Source organism: Aureibaculum algae, from assembly GCF_006065315.1.
GTDB lineage: Bacteria > Bacteroidota > Bacteroidia > Flavobacteriales > Flavobacteriaceae > Aureibaculum > Aureibaculum algae.
This window is the reverse complement of the sequence record NZ_CP040749.1, coordinates 4,958,621-4,980,481: the sequence shown is the minus strand read 5'-3', so window position 1 is coordinate 4,980,481 and position 21,861 is coordinate 4,958,621. Positions and strand designations below refer to the sequence as shown.

Sequence of the window (21,861 nt, the reverse complement as noted above, 5' to 3'; positions counted from 1 at the left end):
TAAGTATAACGATATGAAGGTAATAATTATTTTACAATTACACAACAATTTGTTAACTTTAAATTAACATTGGAAATTTAACATGCTGATTGTTAGATTTGTAAATAAAACTTGTAAAACTTTATTTTTTACATTAAATGAAATAACTTGCGAACAATTATCCACTACGAACCTATCCGATAGATGAAATCAAAGAATCTATTATTATCCCTTATTTGTTTAGTATCCTTAACTGCTTTTGCTCAAGAAAAAGAATCTAATCCTTTTAGTTTTAAATGGGATAATGGATTTAAATTGAAAAGTGCTGATGAAAATTTTCAATTAAAATTTGGAGGTAGAATCATGGTTGATCATGCTTTTTTTTCTCAAAATAAAGCTTTAGATGATGTTTACGGACAATTATTAGCTACAAGTGCAACAGAATTTAGACGTACTAGAATCTTTTTATCCGGTCTACTGTATAAAAATATTGAATTTATTCTAGATTTAGGATTTGAAAGTGGAGAAGTAGCATTTAAAGATGTTTATTTAGGTATAAAAGATATACCAGTAGTAGGTACCATAAGAGTAGGAAATTTAAAAGAACCATTACGATTTGAATCACTTACTGGCAGCAAATATATTACGTTTATGGAACGTGCTGTGCTCAATGATTTTTCTCCTACACGAAACAATGGAATCCTTTTATTGAATGATTTTTTGAAAGATAGACTTAGTGTACAAGCCGGCCTTTTTCGGAATGCAGGAGGAAATGGAAATGACCTAATGGCGAATAATGGATATGTTTTTACAGGAAGATTAACGGGACTTCCAATAAAAACGGAAAATCAATTATTGCATGTTGGTTTAGGGTATAGTTTTAGAAAGCCTGGTTTAAATCAGTATAGAATATCTGCAAGACCAGAAGCACATTTAAGTAATAAAAAATATATTGATACGGAATTAATTGAAAATGTAAAAAGCCTAAATATGGTTAATTTTGAAGGAGTATTTGCAACAGGCCCATTTTCATTTCAAACAGAATATTTAAGAACCGCATTAGAAGGTGATACCAATTATAACTTTTCTAGTTATTATGGAGTAGTAAGTTACTTTTTAACTGGTGAACAGAAAGTTTATAAAAGCTCGTATAAAGGTTTTGATAGAGTGAGTCCAAAGAATAACTTTACAGGTAAAGAAGGTGGTTTGGGTGCTTGGGAAGTAGCCTTACGCTATTCAAATTCTGATTTGAATAGTAAGGATATTTATGGCGGTAAACAAGCGAGTATTACATTAGGTTTAAATTGGTACTTAAATCCCGCAACTAGAATAATGTTTAACTATGTAAATGCGGATATAAAAAACGCAGGTAATGTAAATGTTTTTCAGGCAAGATTTCAGATTGATTTTTAAAAGAAAATATAACTATTTGTTAATATACACGTAAATTAAAATATACACTTTTGCACACTAAATATTAGATATGGAAAATCCTTACATTATGATGATTGTTGCACTTGCTATTTTAGCAATTGCAGACTTAGTAGTGGGTGTCAGTAATGATGCTGTTAACTTTTTGAATTCGGCAATTGGTTCTAAAGCCATATCGTTCAGAACGATAATGATAGTTGCTAGTTTAGGTGTCGCATTTGGAGCTGTTTTTTCTAGTGGTATGATGGAGGTTGCTCGAAAAGGAATATTTGTTCCAAGCGAGTTTTATTTCAATGAAATCATGATCATTTTTATGGCCGTAATGATTACAGACATTCTGTTACTCGATTTCTTTAATACACTAGGAATGCCCACTTCTACCACCGTTTCTATCGTGTTCGAATTATTAGGTGCTGCAGTTGCAATGGCATTAATAAAAATGGCAGCTGATGGCGATTCGGCGTCAACATTAAGTACATATATAAATACTGATAAAGCAACTGAGATTATTTTAGGAATATTACTCTCTGTTGTTGTTGCTTTTTCAATTGGTGCAGTGGTTCAATACTTTTCTAGATTATTGTTGTCTTTTAATTTTGAACGAAAAGCCAAATGGGTAGGTGCCGTTTTTGGAGGTGTTGCTTTAACAGCTATTACCTACTTTATTTTTATTAAAGGACTAAAAGGAACAGATTATTATAGCGAAATTGAACATTTAATAGAGGGTAAAACAGTAGTTATTATACTTCTTAGTTTTATTTTATGGAGCTTCTTGTCTTTTGTTTTTGTGCAGTTTTTGAAAAAAAATATTTATAAATTAATAATTATAGTTGGAACCTTTGCGTTGGCTTTAGCATTTGCAGGAAATGATCTTGTTAATTTTATAGGTGTGCCAATAGCTGCCTGGCAATCTTATCAAGCATGGGTAGATCCGCTTATTAATATTAATGGTTTGGAAGCCACTGAATTTTCCATGGGCATTTTAGGAAAGAAGGTTGCAACACCTACTTTTATGCTGCTAGGTGCAGGGTTAATTATGGTATTAACGTTATGGTTTTCAAGTAAAGCAAAAGGTGTTGTAAAAACATCTTTAGATTTATCAAGTCAAGGAGAAACACAAGAGCGTTTCAATCCTAATTTTATTTCTAGAGGTTTAGTAAGAGCCTCTATTATGATTTCTAAATATACTAATTCGGTTATTCCAAATTCTATGCAAGACCGAATTGAAAAGCAATTTGAGAAACCTGTAATAAAGCTTGTAAAGGGAAAAGAACATGAATTACCAGCTTTTGATATGGTACGAGCTGCGGTAAATTTAATGGTAGCTAGTGTTTTAATATCTTTGGCTACATCAATGAAATTACCTTTATCAACAACCTATGTAACGTTTATGGTAGCTATGGGTACTTCTTTAGCAGATAGAGCATGGGGAAGTGAAAGTGCCGTTTATAGGGTTGCTGGTGTTCTAAATGTAATTGGAGGTTGGTTTGGTACTGCAATAAGTGCTTTTATTGCTGCTGGTACTATTGCTTATTTAATCCATTTAGGAGGCATAACTATGATAGCGATACTATTATTAGTAGCGGTTTTGTTGTTGACAAGAAATTATATTAAACACATTAAAAAAGGAAGAGAAATTAAAGCTGAAGATAGTTTGAGTAAAGCTGAGAGTAATTCTATTCATGGGGTTATTGAGGAGAGTGCAGACAATATTTCAAAAGCCTTAAAAAGAATCAGTAAAATAAATAAAAGTACTATTGACGGATTAATAAATGAAGATTTGTCTAGTCTTAAAAAAGCAAAAAGTACAGTAATTAAATTGGAGAATGAAATTGAGGGCTTACAAAATAATATGTTTTACTTTATTAAAAATTTAGATGACTCTTATTTAGGGGCTAGTAAATTTTATATCGATGTTATTGGTAATTTACAAGACATGGCACAATCGGCTAGTTTTATTTCTAAAGTCAGTCATAAGCATATCAATAATAATCATAGACCGTTAAAGAAAAAACAAGCGGATGAATTGATTGAGATTAATGACCAACTCGTTTCTTTATTTGATAAGACAAGAGAGGTATTTGATTCTCGTTCTTTTGAAAAAATTGTACCAGACTTAATAAATGACAAACAAGCTTTATTAGATCATGTTGAAAATGCTATTCATCAACAAGTGGAGCGTACAAGAACGATAGAGTCGAGTCCGAAAAACACTACGCTGTATTTTAGTATTTTATTAGAAACGAAAGATTTAATTAAAGCGGGTATTACCATATTAGAGCTCTATTATAGTGAGCACGATCGCAATGTTAACTTGATGAATGCAGAAAGTTAAAAGTTGTATTAGCAGTAAATAAAAATGGTCTGAGAATTTTAATTTCTCAGACCATTTTTTATTCTGGATTGTTTTCTAATAAAGAATCTTTATTACTATATAAAAGTTCAGCTACTTCAATTAGCTTTTTAATAATATCATTAACGTATGAGTAATCATTAAATAGTGATGATGCCATTTCAGGAGTAATCAATCCTTTTCTTATTAAATTGTCTATTGAATGGTTACCTTTTGCTTTATTCTCTTTTGCAGCAGCTTTTAGTTTATTCATTTTTTTACTATAGTTTTTAGTGTCATCTCCTTTTCTAAATCTATAAATAACCCTAAGAACTTTTAAAACCTTTTTTCGATAAAGATTATATTCTTTAATCAAATATTCATTATTTAATGTTGAAGACATGTTTACATTTCTGTTCAGTTCTCTAACATCTTTTATTATTTCTACCATTTTTCTGTTGGCAATTTTTATTTCTGAAATAGTAGTGTTTTGAGATTCTGTTAGCTTCAATTTACTTTGAGCGGTTGCCGCATAGCGGATTATCTCTCCGTATATATATTTAACTTTTGCATGGTATACTTCATCAATGGCAATATCTAAGTCTTTGGTTGAATTTTTAATTATATTTTTAGGTTTCTCATTAGATTTTATATCTTCTCTATGAATATTGATTCCATGGGCTACAATTTCAAAAATGGCATTCTTATATAAGTCCTTAGATTCGTCCGTTAATGCTGTGATAACCGATGCCGGAAATGCTAAAACGGCTTCATTCAAATAGTGAGGTCGGGCTGCATCACTATTAGGTTTCTCTTGAAAATATTTTACTAAGAATTGTTCTAGTTTCTTTATAAATGGAATCATTATAAGTACACCAATCACATTGAATATGGTATGAAATAAGGCGAGTTTAAGCGTGTAGTCGGTTGCTGATATACCAAATGCATTTGCTAAATAATTTACTAAATTCCCTAAAGGATATATAAATGCTAAAGCTAGAGTTGCCGTTATAACATTAAATATTAAATGTGCTATGGCTAATCTTTTACCAGCAATGTTCGAGCTGATAGACCCAAGGATGGCTGTAATGGTAGTACCTACGTTAGCACCAATAGCTAACGCAAGTGCGTTTTCATATTCTATTTGTCCTGCGGCTAATGCAGTTAAAACTAAAACTAAAGATGCGGCACTCGACTGCAGAAGAACTGTTATAATTATTCCGATACCTGTGTATAAAATGAGACCTAAAAAACCAGAAACAGCATACTTTGTTAAATCAATGTCGTTACTAAAAACATCAAAGCCTTCTTTCATGAAAAAAATCCCTAAAAAGAAAAAACCTAAGCCAATAAGTACGTTACCTATCCCTTTAAGGGTATTTACTTTCTGTAAAGAAAAAATTAAACCAAAAATAAGCATGGGCATTGCCAATGCCGAAATTTTAATTTTAAGACCGAAACCAGCCACCAACCAAGCGGTTGTTGTGCTTCCTATATTTGCACCAAAAATAAGACCAATACCAGATGATAAAGTTATTAAACCAGCACTAATAAAGGAAATGGTTATGACTGAAACCAAAGAACTCGATTGAATGAGTGTGGTTAGTACTGCACCAGTAGTTATACTTTTATAAAGTTTGTCAGTAGTTTTTTTTAGAATTTGTTGAAGCGGTCCTTTAGTGAAAACTTTAAAGCCCTCTTCTAACATTATCATACCAAATAATAATATAGCAACACCTGCGGCTATTGTTTCAAAATTGGGACTAAAATATAAAGTAATTGCTAAGGCTAATAATAAAAGGAAAAAAAGTGATTTTTTATACATTTAATTAAATCGTCTATTATAGTAGTTAAATTTAAAGAAAAAAAACAATAAATAATGCAGGCGATATTTTAAAAAGTATGATTACTCATTTAGGGCACCTAGTTCTTGGTAATTTTTATGTTGCCTTTTTTGCTCATTAAATACGTTGTCATCCACAACGTAGGTCTTAGAAATTGAATCGTGCCAGCCTTTTTTACCTAAAAAAGAAATGGGATCAAAAGGTATAATCCTACATAAAGAACGTTTAACAAATACTTCGAAAGGTGGTCGTTCTCCATTTTCAAGAACAACCTTGGTTCTCGTAATTAATTTACCGATAGTTTTCTGAGATAGGCTTTCTAAAATAGTATAGTATATAACTAATAGAACTGCAGTTAGTAAACGGTCAATAATCGGGTTAACGTTTTCTAATTCAATAAGGAAGTCATAAAGACCTTCACTGCCTGTTATTTCAGCTATTATGTATAAAAGAACACCTAACAGTATAAACAATGCATAAAAAAAGCCTAGGTCAATTAAATAATTAAGAAATCTTTTACCCTTGCTGGCAAACATCTCGTCAGTTACTCTAAATTTTTTGTAGTTTAAAACTTCCATTTCTGCTGAACTAAAAATTAGTTATTGTTTTAACGCATCATTAAGTCTCTTATTTCGTAAAAACAAAAAATCTCGAAACAGATAACGTTTCGAGATTTTATAAAAGTTCTTTTTATTATTATTAACTAGTTGATATGTGGTTAGATGTTATTAAGATCCGCACATTAAACAATCATCACCTTCATTTTCTTTAGCCAAAGCAATCATTGCTTTATATTCTTCAGCCGTCATTGAAGTGTCATCTGTTATTAAAGGAGATGGATCTTTTTCAACATTTACGGGTGCTTCAACAGCTGCAATTTGCGGTTTTTTAATTTCCTCTTTTTTACTGTTACTCAATGTGAACTGAGTAGCATTTACAGCAGATTTGGTTCTAAGGTAATACATACCTGTTTTTAAACCAGATTTCCATGCGTAATAATGCATTGAAGTCAATTTACCATAATCTGGATCTTTTAAGAAAAGATTTAAAGATTGTGATTGGTCTATAAAATAACCTCTTTGACGAGCCATATCTATAATATCTTTCATACTTAACTCCCAAACGGTTTTGTATAAGTCTTTCAGCTCTTGAGGAATTGCTTCAATGTGTTGTACGGAACCATTCGCTCTCATAATACTTTCTTTCATTTCGTTGTCCCAAAGATTAAGTTCAACCAAATCTTCCAGTAAGTGTTTGTTCACAACAATAAATTCACCTGAAAGTACTCTACGTGTATAAATATTAGAAGTATAAGGTTCAAAAGCTTCATTGTTTCCTAATATTTGAGAAGTAGATGCTGTTGGCATTGGAGCAACCAATAGTGAGTTACGCACACCATGTTTTATAACGTTTTTACGTAATTTTTTCCAATCCCAATTACCACTAAGATCATCTTCAGAAATATTCCACATGTTAAATTGGAATTCACCTTCTGACATTGGAGAGCCTTTAAATGTTGAATAGGGTCCTTTCGCTTTAGCAATTTCCATAGATGAGGTTACTGCAGCAAAATAAAGTGTTTCAAAAATATCTTGATTGAGTTGTTTTGCTTCATCAGATGTAAACGGCATCCGTAACATAATAAAAGCATCTGCTAATCCTTGAATACCTAAACCGATAGGTCTATGACGAAAATTTGAATTCTCCGCTTCTTTTACAGGATAATAATTTCTATCAATAACAGTGTCCAGATTTCTAGTTGCTTTTTTGGTAACGTCAAATAACTTTTTATGGTTAAAATATTTCTGTCCTTCTGCATTTTCACTAATAAACATAGGCATGGCTATAGATGCCAAATTACATACAGCAACTTCATCTTTTGCTGTATATTCCATAATCTCAGTACATAAGTTTGAAGAGCGGATAACCCCTAAATTCTTTTGATTTGATTTTCTATTAACCGCATCTTTATATAACATATATGGCGTACCAGTCTCAATTTGAGATTCTAATATTTTCTCCCATAAATCGCGAGCCTGTATTGTTTTTCTTCCTTTACCAACTTTTTCATAACCTTCATATAGTTTCTCAAATTCATCACCATAGGTATCAAATAAATGAGGACATTCATTGGGGCACATTAAAGTCCATTCACCATCTTCTTGTACACGTTTCATGAATAAATCTGGTATCCACATAGCATAGAATAAATCGCGAGCACGCATTTCTTCTTTACCGTGGTTCTTTTTTAAATCTAAAAAATCAAAAATATCGGCATGCCAAGGTTCTAAATACATGGCAAAAGATCCTTTTCTTTTCCCTCCACCTTGATCTACATATCTTGCAGTATCATTAAACACACGAAGCATAGGTACGATGCCATTAGAAGTACCATTTGTGCCTCTTATATATGAACCTGTTGCTCTCACATTATGTAAAGATAAACCAATACCTCCGGCAGATTGCGAGATACTAGCCGTTTGTTTTAGAGTATCATATATACCGTCAATACTATCTTCTTTAATTTGAAGTAAAAAACAAGATGACATTTGCGGTTTTGGTGTACCTGCATTAAATAATGTAGGAGTTGCATGCGTAAAATATTTTTTACTCATAAGCTCATACGTCTCAATTGCCGCATCAATATCATCTAGGTGAATACCAATAGATACACGCATTAACATATGTTGAGGACGCTCAATTATTTTCCCATTAACTTTTAATAAGTAGGATCTTTCTAACGTTTTAAACCCAAAAAAGTCATAGTTAAAATCGCGATTATAGATAATAGTAGAATCTAACTTTTCAGCATTGTCTTGTATGACTTTATAGACATCATCAGCAATCATTGGTCCTTTTTTACCCGTACGTGGATTTACATATAGATATAAGTCCGTCATTGTTTCAGAAAATGACTTTTTAGTGTTTTTATGTAAGTTAGAAACGGCTATCCTGGCAGCTAATTTAGCATAGTCAGGATGTTGAATGGTCATTGTAGCTGCAATTTCAGCTGCTAAATTGTCTAACTCAGAAGTAGAAACTCCGTCGTAAAGACCTTCAATAACACGCATGGCAACTTTTACAGGATCAACTAATTTGTTTAATCCATAACACATTTTTTTTACCCTTGCGGTAATTTTGTCAAACATAACAGGCTCTCTCTTTCCGTCTCTTTTTAGTACATACATAGTTATTTTTGGGTATTTAGTTATTAATTGGTAACAGGTTTATTTGATTAAAAATCAGCATCAAAACTGATGCTTCCGGTACCTCCAGATTTTACACCAGCTTTTTGATATTCAGATACTTTTTTCTCAAAGAAATTGGTTTTTCCTTCTAGAGAAATCATTTCCATGAAATCAAATGGGTTTACTGAATTGTATACTTTTTCACATCCAAATTCTACTAAAAGCCTGTCTGTTACAAACTCTAAGTATTCGGTCATTAATTTTGAATTCATTCCGATAAGACTTACAGGAAGAGATTCCGTAATAAAACTTCTTTCAATAGTAAGAGCGTCACAGAGTATTTCTGTAATTCTTTCTTTTGGCACTTTATTTACCATATGATTGTTATGCAAGTGCACGGCAAAATCACAATGCATACCTTCATCTCTAGAAATAAGTTCATTTGAGAAGGTAAGACCAGGTAGAAGACCTCTTTTTTTCATCCAAAATATTGAGCAAAAACTACCAGAAAAGAATATACCTTCAACAGCGGCAAAAGCGATTAGACGTTCTGCAAAACTTGGACTATCAATCCATTTTAATGCCCATTGTGCTTTGTCTCTAATGGCTGGAAAAACCTCAATGGCTCTAAATAATTGATCTTTTTCTTTTTCATCTTTTACATACGTGTCTATAAGTAAAGAATACACCTCAGAATGGATGTTTTCCATCATTATCTGAAAGCCATAAAAGAATTTAGCTTCCGTGTATTGTACTTCAGACACAAAGTTTTCTGCTAAGTTTTCGTTTACAATTCCATCAGAAGCAGCAAAGAATGCCAAAACGTGTTTTATAAAATATCTTTCGTCTTCAGTAAGCTTATTATTCCAGTCATGCACATCTTTTTCTAAATCAATTTCTTCAGCTGTCCATATACTTGCTTGTTGTAATTTATACCATTCCCATAGGTCTGGATGTTGAATTGGAAAAATTACAAATCTATTATCGTTGGGCTGTAAAATTGGCTCTTCTTGTTGCATTTTTAAATATATTTAGAATATTATGGTGCTGGTAGTACGCTATTGGAAACTGTTGGCACAGACGGTATGTTACAAAGATTGTTTTTTTTGATGAAGAAACAAAGTCAAAATTATAAACAAAACTCGATAAGTTTTTAACAAATAAAGGTGTAAATGTTAATTGCTTAACATTTATTTAATATGTAAAATACTGATAAACAATCATTTAAAATAACATTAATTCCGTGAGCCTTGAAGTTTACTAGGTTTTTTTGAATTCTGCTTAAACGGTATTTTCTAAAATAAAAAAAGAGCCCATTTGAATGGGCTCTTTTTTTATAATTTAAAATGAGGTATTTCTAGAATTGATATAAAACGCCACCTGCAAAAACAGCATGACTATAGTTGCTTACCACATATTTTAATTCTGCAAAAACACTTAGTTGGTCTGCAAATTTCCATCTACCACCACCACCTATGTTTAGGCCTAGACTATTACCTGATACTTTATACTCATTAATAGATTCATCTCCATATCTATAATCACCATAGCTGTAGCTTGAATAGTTTAAACCAGCTAATGGATATACATCTAACTCATCCATCATTACTTCAATTTTATAATGTCCATTGGCATCAACAGCAAATAAGTTTCTTGAGTAGCCGTATATTTTACTACCTGCAAAATAAGAAACACTTGGTGAAATTGAGATATTATCCATAACGTCAATTTCTGCCTTTACTACAACTCCGGGACCACTAACTCTTTCATTATAACCAACTCCACCACCTATAGCTACTTGTGCACTCATTGAACCAATACCACCTATTAAGGCAAGTGTTAGGACTAACTTTTTAATAATTTTCATAGTTTAGAATTTTTCTGTTTTGTACTGCAAATATATAAATTTACCAAAGTAACAATCTTAAAATTTAGATAATTTTTTCAATCATTAACCTTGAGCTTTCTTTCAGTTGAGACTAGTGTTGCCAGCACTTTTGTATAAAATAATGTTTTGTTACTGTTTATTTAAGGTTTTCAATTTTTCTGATGTTTTATGTTTTTGCAGTTACGATTTGACTTTATATAGAATTGATTTTTAGCAATTTTTTTGCTTTTTTATTTCCTTGTTTTTAGTTTACGCAATTCCTTTAAAAACCACGAAGTTTTTCAATTATTAACTTAGAAACTTTTATGGCTTTTTCTTTGTTTTCATTATCGATGTTTGACGCTTTGACATGTACATGAAACATATAGGTATTGGAAAGAAAAGTTAATTGAGAAATTCTAGAATCCCAAACTGCTTTTGAACCTAAATTTGAAATTACTTGTGGTTGTTTGTAAATTGATGTAGATTGTTTAAACATGGCCTCGTTCGCCTTTTTTATCATAACAATTAAAACCTCACTGGGTGTATTTCCTTTAATTTCTTGACCAGCTATTGATTTTGTCCAGTTAACTTTGCCATCTTCCCATTTATAAATACAAGTAGGATAGGTATAAACCACATCTTTAATCTCTATTGGGAGGTCCGTTACTGTAAATATACTTTTTACATCATCCATCGTAAAAAGTTCACAAGGCGAATTTATATCGGATGATTTTTCTGGCAATTCACTTTTCTCGGTTATCTCATTTTGAGCTCTGTTTGTATTGTTTTCTTTGTAATTACAAGCGACTATAAGAATGGAAAATAAGACCATTAGTATATGGATTTTTATGTTTTTCATTTTATATCTTTTTAAAAAAATTAGTAGTGTTCGGCAGACCTAAAGAAATAGGTCGCATCTTTTGGTATTTCTGCAATTACAGTATGATTATGCTTTTTGAAACGAGACCTATCTTCTTCTGGAGCATTTGGAAATTGATATGCCCCTATAATCTCAGTTTTAACCAAATTCCAGCCAGACTTTAAACTTAGATCATAAACAACATTGGTTTCAACAATTAATGGAGTACCTGTATTGCCTAAATCTCCTTTCCAATTTTCATTTGCCCTTATTGCACAAGCCTCTTCAACATAAACCCATGATAGCATATATCCTTCATCACCGAAATATAAATCTCCTGGTGTTAATAGGTTTCGAGTAACTTTCGCCGAATTTCCAATGGTAAAAGTTCCAATTTTAATATTATTTTGCTGCACGGATAAATATGAATTCATTTTAAAGCCTGCATTCTCATTTTTAAATTGATAAACATCAGCATTATGAATGTCAAAAAACCTATTACTATTCTTATAGTTATGTAATGGTTTTAATATTGGGAGCTTATTTATAGGATTTAATTCAATAGTTCCGTCAGCTTTAATAATTCCTACTTTAACCGATACTACTTTATCGTTTCTTACGTCATAATTATAATCAAAAACGAGGTCTGCTACGCCATTATTCCATCCTTTAAGCTTTTTGTTGTTATTGCTTGATAGTGTGTTTGTCAAATACTTATCATAATTAGCTTTACCCTTAGGGATAGTTTTCGTTTCAGTTTGAAAAGCTGATTTCTGTGCTTTTTCGATGCTTTCCATCTGTTTTATCATGGCTTTCATTTCTGGGGTGTTCATAATACTATCTTGCATTCTTTCAGCTTTTTCTATCATTTTTTGTTGCTCAGGTGTTTGGCCGCAAACTGCCTGAATTGATAATAGCATCAGAATAAATAGGATATTTTTCATGATATGAGGATTTATTGTTTTATTATTTTTGCTGAGGTAACACCACCATTTTCATCTTTAATTTTTAATAAATAAACGCCTGATGCTAAAGAGGATACATTCATTGTGTTTGCTGATTTTTTATTCAATACATTTCTCCCATAAACGTCAAAGACATCAATCGTAAGTGTTTCATTGGCATTAGATTGTATAGTTATAATATCTCGTGTTGGGTTAGGGAATATTTTAAGACTATTACTCACAATTGGTGAAATTCCTAATGAATAGTTGACTGAGGTTCCAAATTCAGAGGTGTTTCCGTTTTCATCGGTTGCGGTGGCAACAATGTTGTTGTAATCGTTCTGTTCAAAACTATTAGGAAGGCTCAGGGTTACAGTTTTGTCTCCAGGTAGTGTATAAATATCTGAACTAATATATTTCTTACCTTGACCATTATCTGATCCAAAAAACTCTACCGTAAGCGGATAAGCGGAATTGGTTACCGCACTTGGCACATTGTAAGTAACTTCAACACTCACATTTCCCAAATAATTTATAGCACTTATTTCGGGAGAATTTTGAAGGTTGTTAACTCCTGTATCAAGATCATCTACATCATTTGCTGTAGTACCTATTAAATCAATTCCTAAAACCGAATTATTATAAATACTGTTTTTTGAAATCTTCACTTTCGTTGCAACACCTATCGTTGGATTCAACTCAACGCCTTTTTTATTGTTTGCTATTGTATTATTTACGATTTTATTATCTGTATTGTTGCCAGAAATTACAATACCATGTGAACCATTTCCAATATTTGTAGTTCCATCTGTTCCGACACCAATTTTATTATAATCAATAGTATTATTACTTGAACCAGCAATAATATGGAGGCCATTTATGTTATGGCTTCCAATAATGTTGCCTTCATTTGGAGTACTTCCTCCAATTTTATTATTGCTACTCCCATTTAATATAATACCAATACCAAGATTTACTAATGCCGTATTACCATCAGGTAAGGTTCCTACATTGTTATTAAAAAAATGCACATCAGTTGCAGCAATAAAATTGACATTTGCAGCTTGGTTTGCAACCGTACCATTCCCTGAAATTGTATTTTCTGAAACTTTAGTATTGGTTAACGCTCCAGAAAATCTCATACCTTCTATTCCATTTTTAATTACTGCAGTACCTTCAGGATTTAATCCGATGAAATTGTTTTGAATCGTGTGTGAAGTTCCTAAAGCAGAAATTCCATAACTGGTGTTACCAGAAATAATATTTTTATCCATAGGATTTGCACCTCCAATAGTACTATTTGTGGATGAAGATTTTAATGATATTCCTGTTGCGTTTGGTAAAGCTCCAATACCTGAGGCATTTAAACCAATGTAATTTCCTATTACCGAAGATCCGCTCGATGTACTTTCTGAAATTTCAATTCCTATAGTATTACCAGATATAATATTTCTATTACCTACTGCTTGTCCTCCAATAATAGTATTACTGTCTTCTAAATAAATACCCGTATAATTAGGTATGGCAGTTGTACCCAAAGCATTTGTTCCAATATAATTTCCAATAATTTGGTTGTTTTTACCACTAAGAATGGTTATTCCATCATTTGTGTTTCCAGAAATAATATTTTTTGAATTAGCTGTTGTTCCGCCAATACTATTATTATTGTTTTCTCCTGTAAGCATCATGATACCTATTGAGTTTGGCAATGCTGCATTTCCAGTAGCATCAACACCTATATAATTTCCTCTGATAAGATTAGAAGCTACAGGGTCTGCTACTCCTCCTTGAAGATAGATTCCATATTGTCCGTTTCCTGATATTACATTTCCTTCACCCGGGCCATCTGTTCCAATTCGATTGGTATTGGCTCCAAATAAAATTAGAATACCCCCTCTAACATTAGGTATGGATTTAGTTCCTGTAATATCTGTGCCAATATAATTTCCTATTATTGCATTGTTATAAGACTGTGTTCCGGTTATTGCTATGCCAGTTCCAACTGTAGTATCGTTAGTTGCGTTTGCTCCAGAAATAATATTTCGTGCCTGTGGAGTGTGACCACCTAAAATGTTATTGTACGAATCTACTATCTGGACATTGAATTTATTTCCTCTGTTTAATGTGCCTGTGGCATCCGTACCTATTAAATTCCCTTGAATTATATTATTGGATGATTGAAATGAATTTAGTGATGAGCCGGATATATTGAGTCCAAAAGCAGGATTACCTGAAATAACATTTCCTTGAAAAGGTTGTGTTCCGCCTATTAGGTGTCCGCCGAGATACCCTAAAGATAAACCGCCTCCTGTATTACCACCTATGGTTTTGCCATCTGCTCGTAAACCTATATAATTCGATTGTATAATATGATTTGCTGTACTACTAATTATTCCATAACCAAAGCTATATGGATATTGCGTCATTCTTGCAAAATTAACAACACAAAGACCATATAGTTCACTACCTGAAGAGTTTCCAATGAGCTTGATGCCATTTGAATATTGTAGAAAAGCATTTGATATTTCTATAACAGGGGTGTGATTAGTTGCATATTGTGGTTGCGTACGGCCATCTATTAATATAGGTTGTAAAATATCGGGTAGAATATCTTCAGTTATTTCAATTGTAAAAGGTGCAGAGCCTGAAATATTAAAGTTAACGATATCCTTATTACTTGTTTTGTTGGCATTTTGAAGAGCCGCTCTAAACGTGCAATTCCCGTTTTTATCGGCACAAATGACGTCGTTTAAATTGTCATCTGGGAAATCGTCTGTAGTATTCACAACATAAGTGGTTTGCGAAAACGTTAATAATGAGGTACATAAAATTGTAAATAGAAGTAATGCTTTTTTCATGATTAATACATTTACGAGTTAGAGGATAAATTTTGAAAGTAATCCATGATTTCTGTTATTAAATAAGGATTACTGTATGCCATAAATCCTAATAAAAAAAGTAGAATTAATACTATTAAAGCACCTATTATACCATCTTTTCTACCAGGTTCTAATGTTGATATTTTATGGTTTGAAGGATTATAGAAAACAACAACTTCCGTTCCCTTGGTATACTTTTCCATTAATTCTGAAGTCTTCTTTTTTTTAAAATTTTTAAATGAATTTGCAAAAAAAGGTTTCGTTCCTTGGTAGGTAATACCTTTGATTTCATATGTATATAAAAAGTCGATTATCTTTGAAAGTGGAAAATCAAGGCTTTTTGCTACTTCTCCCTTAACCTTGGGCCATTGAACAGATTGTTTTGCCCACCCCCAACGTCGCAAGGCCATAAATAGAAAAGGCAATACCACCAATTGTAAAATAATACCTGCTATTTGTGATTGGGTAAGTGATGCAAAGAAATCCATGGTGGTATGTGTTAGTTGTTATATAACTTAAATTTTTTCAAATTTTCAATTCCAAAATCATCCCATAGAGCATTGATTCCCATTCCTTTGCCTTCTAGAGTTACATAAAAGCGATTGTGGTAAGGAAATCTGCTTTCGTATTCTCATCTCTATCTGTACCAAAAGTTAAGATTCCATTACACTCTATTTTTAAATTCTTTACAAGAAATCAAAAGAAATAGAGTGAGCCTAAGTATGCGAATATTCCTCTTTTTAATATGATTTTAAATTGTTTCTATTTACTATATATATGGCTCTGCTTTTTTCTTCCAAAAAAAAGTCACTTATTTTTACTGTTTTTAAATTTCTGTTTATAATTTAGGCATTAACCTCTCTTATTGATATTGGGGTCGTTGTTCTTATCACAAGCAATTGTGCTTATTAATAATAGTGCAAAAGCTCCTGCTTTTGTGGTATACTTCATTTGTTTTATAAAATGGTTCATGTTTTTGTAATTAATTTTATAAATTTTTAAGCCATTCTAAATATTTTTCCCCTAAAAGAGGTACTGGCTTTTCATTGCCATTTATCGCATTCATTAATCCCATTATCCACATGAACAGAATAATAAAAATGCCAAAAAAGGAGACGATCCATCCTAAAATAGGAATCATACCAATCATTCCCAATGCAAAACCCGTTAACGCCAAACCTAAGGACTGCTTGATGTGGTAGTTTGCAAAAGTATTTTTCTTTTCATTGTTCATTACAAAGGCGATAATTAACCCGATAATAGTAAAATAGGCTATAATTGCTATGTTCTTACCTTCGTTCACAGCTACTGGTTTGTTTTCAATAGAGTCCATGGTGTTCTGTTTGTTAGTTATTACTTATTATTGACAATTCATTGCGTCCAATTCATTTTTAGCGTCTTCGATAGCTTTTTTAAAATCGTTGGAGCTTGCACTAGGAACACAATTTTTTATATCCTCTAGGGCATCTAAGTAATTTTTTCCAGCACTTTTGTAATTATTACAATTTGTCGTTGTTGGGTCTTGGCTGTATGCCGTTGCAGCATTGCTCCAAGCTGTTATTTCTTTTTCTACTTGTTCTGCCCAAGAAGAATTACCACAATTTCCGGTTGGATTTAAGATGTCATCTTTACTACATGCGTTAAATACTAAAATTGTTGTAAATAAGGCAATTGTTAAAAGTAGAATTCTATTGACGAAATAGTGATTGCCCTTTGTTTGATGTTTGCTTTTTTTTAAATTTTTCATAGTTATTAATTTTTTAGTTGCAATTCAGTTTTTATAAATAATCCTCTGTTGTTTTGGTTTTTTTTGGAAAATTGGTAGAGCAAATGAATACTAAAACCAATTACACAATAGAGCGGAATGGTTTGTGGTTTACATAAATTTATAATCTGATTTTTTAATTGTTTTAGATACTTTTTCCAGGCCAATACATTCCATTGTTGCACTTTCTTTTTTGTTTTTTAGATTGTTCATGTCCATTCTGATCATTAGAATTTTATCATCAGGTTTGAAATAATCCTTAAGTTGCACTGGTACTTTAGTTTTGCCGGTTTTATATATGTTGTCAAAACTTACTTCGGTGTCGTTTGTAAGGTACATGACCATTTCATGCTCATCATTGTACGCTTTTACCCCTTTGCAGTGATAACCATTTATTGTTTTATCAGGTAGTTGTTCAAAAGTGTATTTTGCAGATTCATCTTTAGCTTGGTCTATGTCTAAATCAACGTTCATGGAAGTTACCATACCGATTTTATTGCCTTTAGACTCCATAAACATGACGGTTACGTTATTACTATTGTCCATAATTGTAAACATATTTTGCATTGTAGCAGAAGTAAATCCGAAATAGGTCGCATCGGGCTTCAGGTAATAGTCAAAGGTCATGTCACCTTTTTCAGTAGACATTTTCATTGAATATTTCCAAGTGAAATCATAAGAATTAGCAACCAAATTCGGATCTGCTTTTTCTTTTCCGCCTTCAAAGGGATTGATTTCAAAAACTTTGTCCATGGATTTGGATGCCTTTTCGGCAGCTTTATTGGCCGTTTTATCTATTACGGTGTTTTCTACTTTTTGCTCTACCCTCTTTGTAAGATTTTTAAAAAATTGTGCTTCTATATTGGGGCATACTAAAAAAAAGAGAAGGAAGAGACTTGTTGTGCTAAGTGTTTTCATATTAATTATTTTTGTTTGTTAGCTCAAAAGTATACACTCACAATATCAAAATTGAGAAAAATTGTACGGTGAGTAGTTATTTTTGTGCAATTGGAGTATAATTTTGTAAATTTCGGATATGAAGGCCATTGTGATGGTATTTACCATTGATGAAGGTTTTTATACCAATTATACTTTGAAAAGAACCAAATATGTATATTAAAAATAAATACATATGAAAGTCGATTATATTTAAGCATAAAATCAACCTCAAATGATAAAAGCTATAATTGTAGATGATGAACTTAGTGCTATTAAAAGCCTACAATGGGAGATTGAAAATTTTTGTAAAGGCATAGAAGTATGTGAAACATTTACGGATCCCATAGAGGCTATTTCTGCCATAAATTACCTTAAACCTGATTGTGTTTTTTTGGATATTGAAATGCCTGAAATGGATGGTTTCCAATTGCTTAACAATCTTAAGTACCGAGGGTTTGATTTGCTTATTACCACTGCCTTTGATAATTATGCAATCCGTGCTTTTAAAGAAAGTGCTATAGATTATTTGTTAAAACCAATTGACACTGATGATCTCTTAAATTCTGTAGCAAAAATTAAACATAATAAAGAAAGGAACTTATTAGGTACAGAATTGAAAAAAGTATTAGCCAATATTAATCAGAAAAGTAGTTTTAATAAAATTCAAATACCATTGGCAGGTAAGACCATTTTTGTGGGTATTGATGATATTATTTATTGTAAATCTGATGGTAATTATTGTGAAATTTATTTCAAAGATGGTAAAAAAGAAATTCTGTCAAAAAAAATTAAAGAAGTAGAAGCTATAATTAATCATGACGTTTTTTTTAGAGTTCATAATTCCTATTTGGTAAATATAAACTTCATTAAAGAATTTATAAAAAGTGATGGGCAATATTTAGTATTAGAAAACGGGGTGTCTATTCCAATTTCTCGTTCTAAAAAAAATGCATTACTTAAAGTTTTAACCATTTAGTCTTATGAAGTGGATAAAGAATCAATAAAATATATATTTGAGTATCCTAATGAAAATGGTATACTCTATTTTGTGCTGGGCATTTTATTTATGCTCTCCATTTATCATTTCTTATTATATTTTCAACACAAAGACAAGTCCTATTTATATTATTGTGGGTACACTTTCTTAATTTTTTTAAGTCACTTAAATGAATCAACTGATGGGTTTGTTTCTATTTTAGTCAAGCCTTTTGTTGGCATTTTAAATGCCCTGGATGTTAATTTGGTTTGGACCTATAACATGTTGTATTTTATTTTTGCTTTTACTTTTTTAGATTTAAAAGCATTTTCCTTAAAATGGTATCGCATTATATTTCGAGGAATTTACATCATTTTTTTTATAACCATTGGATTCGAAATTTTATATCGTATAACAGGCAATGTTGAATTTATCACCAAAGGAAATATATTTTTTCTTATTTACATGAATATCCTTTCCATAAGAGCTTATATGCTGCTTTTTAAGATGGATAACCCTTTTAGGTACTACATTATAGTTGGTTCGCTATTTTTGTTTCTTTCGTCAATGGGAGCAACATTAATCGATATGTTTGATTTGATACCAGGAAGTAATGAGCTAAGCTTTACTATTTTTTATTTTGGAGTTATTTTGGAAAATATATTATTCTCTCTAGGATTGGGACATAAACAGAAATTAATTTTAGAAGATAAAAATAAATCTCAGGCAACATTGATAAGCCAACTTCAAGAAAATGAAAAGCTAAAAGATACCATACATTTACAATTAGAAGAAAATTTGGCTTCTCTAAGTCTACAAGCAAAAACTGAAAAAATACAAAAATTAAAAGAAAAATATGACAAAGAGCTCGCCGAACTAAAAATAACCTCTTTACGGAGTCAAATGAATCCACATTTTATCTTTAACTCTTTAAATTCTATTAAACTCTACATTATAAATAATGAAAAGGAGAATGCTGTTTATTATCTTAATAAATTTTCTAAACTCATCAGGAAAATATTAAATGCCTCGCAAGAAAAAGAAATTTCACTCGCCGATGAAATTGAAACCATGCAATTATATATAAACATTGAAAATATCAGGTTTAATAATGAGATTGAGTTTGAGGTTGTCATTGATCAATCATTAAACCTTAACACTATAAAAATACCATCACTTATTTTACAGCCTTTTTTAGAAAACGCCATTTGGCATGGCTTAGCATCTATTAAAGAAAAGAAAATTTTGAAAATAAAAGTCAATAAAGATGATGAATTTCATCTAAGTATAACCATAACGGACAATGGAATAGGTCGTAAAAAGTCTGCAGAAATAAATAGCCGAAAAATACACAAAACAACCTCGGTTGGTATAAAACTTACCGAAGAACGACTCAGTAATTTTGCAAAAGAATATCAAAACGATTATTCAATCACTTTTACCGATTTAACGGATGGAAAAAAGAAACCAAAAGGGACAAAGGTTGAAATTAAACTACCATTGCATTAATTACCGCTTCATTTTTTCAGCAACTTTTTCTAGTTCTTCATACCAATCTTCACCAAACTTTCGGATTAATGCTTGTTTAACAAATTTATAAACAGGCACTTGTAATTCTTTACCTAAGGAACAAGCATCATCACAAATTTCCCATTTATGATAATTTACCGCAGCAAATTCTGAATAATCTTTTACTCTAACGGGATATAAATGGCAAGAAATTGGTTTTTTCCAAGCAATATCTCCTTGGTTATAGGCCTCTTCTATACCACATTGTGCAATGCCTTTTTCATCATAATTGATGTACACGCAGCTATCATCACTAGGAATTAATGGTGTTTCATATTCGCCCTCAGAAGTAATAAATAACCCTTGGTCTTCAATTGCCTCAATACCTTCTTTAGTTAAGTATGGTTTTACTTTTGGGTAAATATCCATTAATATTTTTAACTCTTCTTCTTCTAATGGTGCTCCTGCTTCTCCATCAACACAACAAGCACCTTTACATGCGGAAAGGTTACAGACAAAATCATTTTCAATAATTTCTTCTGAAACTATAGTTTTACCTAATTGAAACATCGGTTTTTTTTAAAATTATTGGAGCAAAAGTACATATAATTATGCATAAAAATATTATTTCTATTTTGCTAGTTTAATCCTTTTATATATATACTTTTGCCGAAAATTTAAGAATAGAGAATATGCAGTTAGATTATAAAGAAATATTAACAGCAACTATGGTGTTATTTGCTGTTATAGATATTATTGGGAGTATCCCAATTATTATAGATTTGCGTCAAAAGGTAGGTCATATACAGTCTGAAAAAGCATCGCTTGTGGCAGTAGTTATAATGATCGCTTTTCTATTTGTTGGAGAAGAAATTTTAAAGTTAATTGGTGTTGATGTAAATTCATTTGCGGTAGCAGGTGCATTTGTTATCTTCTTTTTAGCTCTCGAGATGGTATTAGGTATTGAATTGTATAAACATGACGCTCCTGAAACTGCTAGTGTTGTACCCTTGGCATTTCCTTTAATTGCAGGTGCAGGTACAATGACAACGATACTTTCTTTGAGTTCAGAATATCAAACCATTAGTATTGTAATAGCAATTATAATCAATACTATTTTTGTTTATATAGTACTAAAGCTTTCTAAAAAAATTGAAGGTTTATTAGGTAAAGGGGGAATTGATGTAATTAGAAAAGTTTTTGGCGTAATTCTATTGGCAATTGCTGTAAAGTTATTTGCAGCCAATATTCAGGGATTATTTATCCAATAAAATGCTGACTTCAACCCAATACTGTAAGTAAGGGTTTTTGATGTAATTTTGTGGTTTGAAAAAATAACTTAACGA

Annotated in this window: 18 protein-coding genes; 5 read left to right on the top strand and 13 right to left on the bottom strand. The window is 31.5% G+C overall.

What is annotated here, in order from left to right; all coding sequences use genetic code 11:
- Positions 1 to 183: 183 nt before the first annotated feature.
- Both FF125_RS21020 and FF125_RS21015 read left to right on the top strand, forming a co-directional pair.
- A complete protein-coding gene (locus FF125_RS21020) occupies positions 184 to 1,392 on the top strand; it encodes an OprO/OprP family phosphate-selective porin (RefSeq protein WP_138952071.1) in 1,209 nt (402 codons plus the stop codon).
- Positions 1,393 to 1,462: 70 nt separating this feature from the next.
- A complete protein-coding gene (locus tag FF125_RS21015) occupies positions 1,463 to 3,745 on the top strand; it encodes an inorganic phosphate transporter (protein ID WP_138952069.1) in 2,283 nt (760 codons plus the stop codon).
- Positions 3,746 to 3,803: 58 nt separating this feature from the next.
- Here FF125_RS21015 and FF125_RS21010 read toward each other — a convergent pair whose 3' ends face one another.
- From FF125_RS21010 to FF125_RS20955, 12 genes are all read right to left on the bottom strand, one after another.
- Positions 3,804 to 5,567: a Na/Pi cotransporter family protein gene (locus FF125_RS21010; RefSeq protein ID WP_138952067.1), complete on the bottom strand. Its 1,764-nt coding sequence runs from the start codon at positions 5,565 to 5,567 to the stop codon at positions 3,804 to 3,806.
- Between the two features lie 81 nt (positions 5,568 to 5,648).
- The gene (locus FF125_RS21005) at positions 5,649 to 6,164 is read right to left on the bottom strand and encodes an RDD family protein (protein ID WP_138952065.1); all 516 of its coding nucleotides are present in this window, start codon (positions 6,162 to 6,164) and stop codon (positions 5,649 to 5,651) included.
- A 150-nt stretch (positions 6,165 to 6,314) separates the two neighbouring features.
- On the bottom strand, positions 6,315 to 8,774 hold the full coding sequence (locus FF125_RS21000) for a ribonucleoside-diphosphate reductase subunit alpha (RefSeq protein WP_138952063.1): 2,460 nt from the start codon (positions 8,772 to 8,774) through the stop codon (positions 6,315 to 6,317).
- Between the two features lie 47 nt (positions 8,775 to 8,821).
- Positions 8,822 to 9,793, bottom strand: a complete 972-nt coding sequence (locus FF125_RS20995) for a ribonucleotide-diphosphate reductase subunit beta (protein ID WP_138952061.1) — start codon at positions 9,791 to 9,793, stop codon at positions 8,822 to 8,824.
- Between the two features lie 338 nt (positions 9,794 to 10,131).
- Entirely contained in the window at positions 10,132 to 10,641 is a 510-nt protein-coding gene (locus tag FF125_RS20990; RefSeq protein WP_138952059.1) for an outer membrane beta-barrel protein, read from the bottom strand.
- A gap of 283 nt (positions 10,642 to 10,924) precedes the next feature.
- Positions 10,925 to 11,503, bottom strand: coding sequence for a hypothetical protein (locus FF125_RS20985; protein ID WP_138952057.1), 579 nt, complete (start codon positions 11,501 to 11,503; stop codon positions 10,925 to 10,927).
- A 20-nt stretch (positions 11,504 to 11,523) separates the two neighbouring features.
- Positions 11,524 to 12,447 (bottom strand): hypothetical protein, encoded by a 924-nt coding sequence (locus tag FF125_RS20980; RefSeq protein WP_138952055.1) that lies wholly within the window; start codon positions 12,445 to 12,447, stop codon positions 11,524 to 11,526.
- Positions 12,448 to 12,458: 11 nt separating this feature from the next.
- Complete coding sequence (locus FF125_RS20975) at positions 12,459 to 15,305, bottom strand: T9SS type A sorting domain-containing protein (RefSeq protein ID WP_138952053.1); 2,847 nt, start codon at positions 15,303 to 15,305, stop codon at positions 12,459 to 12,461.
- Between the two features lie 11 nt (positions 15,306 to 15,316).
- The gene (locus tag FF125_RS20970) at positions 15,317 to 15,814 is read right to left on the bottom strand and encodes a DUF3592 domain-containing protein (protein ID WP_138952051.1); all 498 of its coding nucleotides are present in this window, start codon (positions 15,812 to 15,814) and stop codon (positions 15,317 to 15,319) included.
- A gap of 500 nt (positions 15,815 to 16,314) precedes the next feature.
- Positions 16,315 to 16,659: a DUF4870 domain-containing protein gene (locus FF125_RS20965; RefSeq protein WP_138952050.1), complete on the bottom strand. Its 345-nt coding sequence runs from the start codon at positions 16,657 to 16,659 to the stop codon at positions 16,315 to 16,317.
- A 27-nt stretch (positions 16,660 to 16,686) separates the two neighbouring features.
- Positions 16,687 to 17,073 (bottom strand): hypothetical protein, encoded by a 387-nt coding sequence (locus FF125_RS20960; protein ID WP_138952048.1) that lies wholly within the window; start codon positions 17,071 to 17,073, stop codon positions 16,687 to 16,689.
- Between the two features lie 129 nt (positions 17,074 to 17,202).
- Positions 17,203 to 18,009 (bottom strand): DUF4412 domain-containing protein, encoded by an 807-nt coding sequence (locus FF125_RS20955; RefSeq protein ID WP_138952046.1) that lies wholly within the window; start codon positions 18,007 to 18,009, stop codon positions 17,203 to 17,205.
- A gap of 253 nt (positions 18,010 to 18,262) precedes the next feature.
- Here FF125_RS20955 and FF125_RS20950 point away from each other — a divergent pair, with 253 nt between their 5' ends.
- Together FF125_RS20950 and FF125_RS22205 are read left to right on the top strand one after the other, a co-directional pair.
- Complete coding sequence (locus FF125_RS20950; protein ID WP_138952044.1) at positions 18,263 to 19,006, top strand: LytR/AlgR family response regulator transcription factor; 744 nt, start codon at positions 18,263 to 18,265, stop codon at positions 19,004 to 19,006.
- Positions 19,007 to 19,015: 9 nt separating this feature from the next.
- Positions 19,016 to 20,515, top strand: coding sequence for a sensor histidine kinase (locus FF125_RS22205; RefSeq protein WP_250629645.1), 1,500 nt, complete (start codon positions 19,016 to 19,018; stop codon positions 20,513 to 20,515).
- Here FF125_RS22205 and FF125_RS20940 read toward each other — a convergent pair whose 3' ends face one another.
- Positions 20,516 to 21,085: a DUF3109 family protein gene (locus tag FF125_RS20940; protein WP_138952042.1), complete on the bottom strand. Its 570-nt coding sequence runs from the start codon at positions 21,083 to 21,085 to the stop codon at positions 20,516 to 20,518.
- Between the two features lie 122 nt (positions 21,086 to 21,207).
- Between FF125_RS20940 and FF125_RS20935 the strand changes: the two genes are divergently transcribed.
- Entirely contained in the window at positions 21,208 to 21,786 is a 579-nt protein-coding gene (locus FF125_RS20935; protein WP_138952040.1) for a MarC family protein, read from the top strand.
- The last annotated feature ends 75 nt before the right edge of the window (positions 21,787 to 21,861 follow it).

Coding starts and splice junctions, on each gene's coding strand:
- FF125_RS21020 (WP_138952071.1), top strand. CDS start 184: ATGAAATCAAAGAATCTATTATTATCCCTTATTTGTTTAGTATCCTTA.
- FF125_RS21015 (WP_138952069.1), top strand. CDS start 1,463: ATGGAAAATCCTTACATTATGATGATTGTTGCACTTGCTATTTTAGCA.
- FF125_RS21010 (WP_138952067.1), bottom strand. CDS start 5,567: ATGTATAAAAAATCACTTTTTTTCCTTTTATTATTAGCCTTAGCAATT.
- FF125_RS21005 (WP_138952065.1), bottom strand. CDS start 6,164: ATGGAAGTTTTAAACTACAAAAAATTTAGAGTAACTGACGAGATGTTT.
- FF125_RS21000 (WP_138952063.1), bottom strand. CDS start 8,774: ATGTATGTACTAAAAAGAGACGGAAAGAGAGAGCCTGTTATGTTTGAC.
- FF125_RS20995 (WP_138952061.1), bottom strand. CDS start 9,793: ATGCAACAAGAAGAGCCAATTTTACAGCCCAACGATAATAGATTTGTA.
- FF125_RS20990 (WP_138952059.1), bottom strand. CDS start 10,641: ATGAAAATTATTAAAAAGTTAGTCCTAACACTTGCCTTAATAGGTGGT.
- FF125_RS20985 (WP_138952057.1), bottom strand. CDS start 11,503: ATGAAAAACATAAAAATCCATATACTAATGGTCTTATTTTCCATTCTT.
- FF125_RS20980 (WP_138952055.1), bottom strand. CDS start 12,447: ATGAAAAATATCCTATTTATTCTGATGCTATTATCAATTCAGGCAGTT.
- FF125_RS20975 (WP_138952053.1), bottom strand. CDS start 15,305: ATGAAAAAAGCATTACTTCTATTTACAATTTTATGTACCTCATTATTA.
- FF125_RS20970 (WP_138952051.1), bottom strand. CDS start 15,814: ATGGATTTCTTTGCATCACTTACCCAATCACAAATAGCAGGTATTATT.
- FF125_RS20965 (WP_138952050.1), bottom strand. CDS start 16,659: ATGGACTCTATTGAAAACAAACCAGTAGCTGTGAACGAAGGTAAGAAC.
- FF125_RS20960 (WP_138952048.1), bottom strand. CDS start 17,073: ATGAAAAATTTAAAAAAAAGCAAACATCAAACAAAGGGCAATCACTAT.
- FF125_RS20955 (WP_138952046.1), bottom strand. CDS start 18,009: ATGAAAACACTTAGCACAACAAGTCTCTTCCTTCTCTTTTTTTTAGTA.
- FF125_RS20950 (WP_138952044.1), top strand. CDS start 18,263: ATGATAAAAGCTATAATTGTAGATGATGAACTTAGTGCTATTAAAAGC.
- FF125_RS20940 (WP_138952042.1), bottom strand. CDS start 21,085: ATGTTTCAATTAGGTAAAACTATAGTTTCAGAAGAAATTATTGAAAAT.
- FF125_RS20935 (WP_138952040.1), top strand. CDS start 21,208: ATGCAGTTAGATTATAAAGAAATATTAACAGCAACTATGGTGTTATTT.